Below are 1,326 nucleotides of genomic sequence, written 5' to 3'. Positions count from 1 at the left end.
TTGGCATTAGTTATTTTTTAACAATCAATAATTCAGCATATTCATTGATTATAGGACTTTCAGTAATTAAAATAATAGTCCAACCCCATTCAGGTGCTTTAATAGAAAGGATATCACCTTTTTTATGTGTAAAAATAGCTTCGTCAATCTCTTTCATCATATATCCTTTTTTTATCCATCCAATATCACCACCTTTTTTAGCATAAAATTTATCCTTACTATATTTTTTTGCAAGTTCAGAAAATGAAGCACCTTTTTTATAATTAGAAATTATTTTTTTTAGCAAGTATCTCACTTTCTTTACTTGAATCTATCAAGTTTATTGATGATACTTTTGCACTTTGTTTGCTATCACGATTAAGTAATTTTATGGCAAAGTTTTTATCAGGTTTTTGAATAATTTGTCCAATAGACATTTTTTTAATTTGCTTTTGGAACATATCATTATCGTTATTTAATGTCAGCTCTCTTTTAGCTATTTGATAATTACTATATTTAGATTTTAACTTAGATAGTTGATTTGGGTTTATAATATCAAATTTTTGGATATCTGTAATAAGCTCATTGAAGTTACCACTTTTAATACTCTCTACGTCGTCTTCGATTGAAAAGCTTGAATATATTTTTTCGTATAAATTAATATTTTTTGTAAAATTTTCTGGACTTGAAGTTAATGTAATCATTGTAGATTCTTGATTTGCAAAAGCATAAATCATAATGTTCTTTTTCTTTTCACCATTTATATGACTTGTAACCTCGGTTATCATCTTTTTTAATGTTTTACCATTAATTTGTAATTCTTTGTTACTTATTATCTTGAAGTCTTTCTTATAGTAATTTTTAACAAGATTAAGGTACTCTTCAAAAGCATCATTAAAATTTGTTTTCGAGGTAGGAGAGTGCTTTATAGCTATTGCTTCATATGGATTAGGATCTGAATCGCTTTTGGGTTTCAAAGCCATTAAACTCATTGAACTTGAATAAAACATTTTATTTTCATTCCAGTTTTTAGGGATGTCTATTTTATATTTTTTTTCAGAGTTATTTATTGTCTTTAAATCTTGGCTAAAGAAAGTAAAGGAAATAAAGAAAGTAAGAATTGATAAGAATATTTTTTTCATTTAATTTTTTAATTAATGCCAACGGTTAGTATAAAAAAATCGTAGGGCAGGAGGTAAGCAATACCTTTCGATTTAACACTAAGCCAAATATAAATATTTTACTTTTATCATTTTTTGTAAATGCCAAATTTTATATTTGGTGACCCAGCAAGAAAACACAAGCCCTTGTTCAAAACACTTAAACCGCCCTATGTTTTTTATATAG

At 26.3% G+C, this 1,326-nt stretch carries 2 protein-coding genes; both read right to left on the bottom strand.

What is annotated here, in order from left to right:
• Positions 1 to 10 precede the first annotated feature (10 nt).
• Positions 11 to 286 carry a peptidylprolyl isomerase gene (locus GMC_RS18690; protein WP_010520563.1) on the bottom strand — a complete coding sequence of 92 codons (276 nt, stop codon included), beginning with the start codon at positions 284 to 286 and terminating at the stop codon, positions 11 to 13.
• The gene (locus tag GMC_RS0102000; RefSeq protein ID WP_010520562.1) at positions 264 to 1,121 is read right to left on the bottom strand and encodes a hypothetical protein; all 858 of its coding nucleotides are present in this window, start codon (positions 1,119 to 1,121) and stop codon (positions 264 to 266) included. The genes GMC_RS18690 and GMC_RS0102000 overlap by 23 nt, the downstream gene beginning before the upstream one ends.
• Between the last annotated feature and the right edge of the window lie 205 nt (positions 1,122 to 1,326).

Source organism: Aquimarina agarivorans (assembly GCF_000218485.1).
Classification (GTDB): domain Bacteria; phylum Bacteroidota; class Bacteroidia; order Flavobacteriales; family Flavobacteriaceae; genus Aquimarina; species Aquimarina agarivorans.
Note: the sequence above shows the minus strand (reverse complement) of the source record. Positions and strands in the feature narration are given on the sequence as shown.

Excerpts from the sequence above, each read along its gene's own strand:
- GMC_RS0102000 (WP_010520562.1), bottom strand. The coding sequence starts at position 1,121 with ATGAAAAAAATATTCTTATCAATTCTTACTTTCTTTATTTCCTTTACT.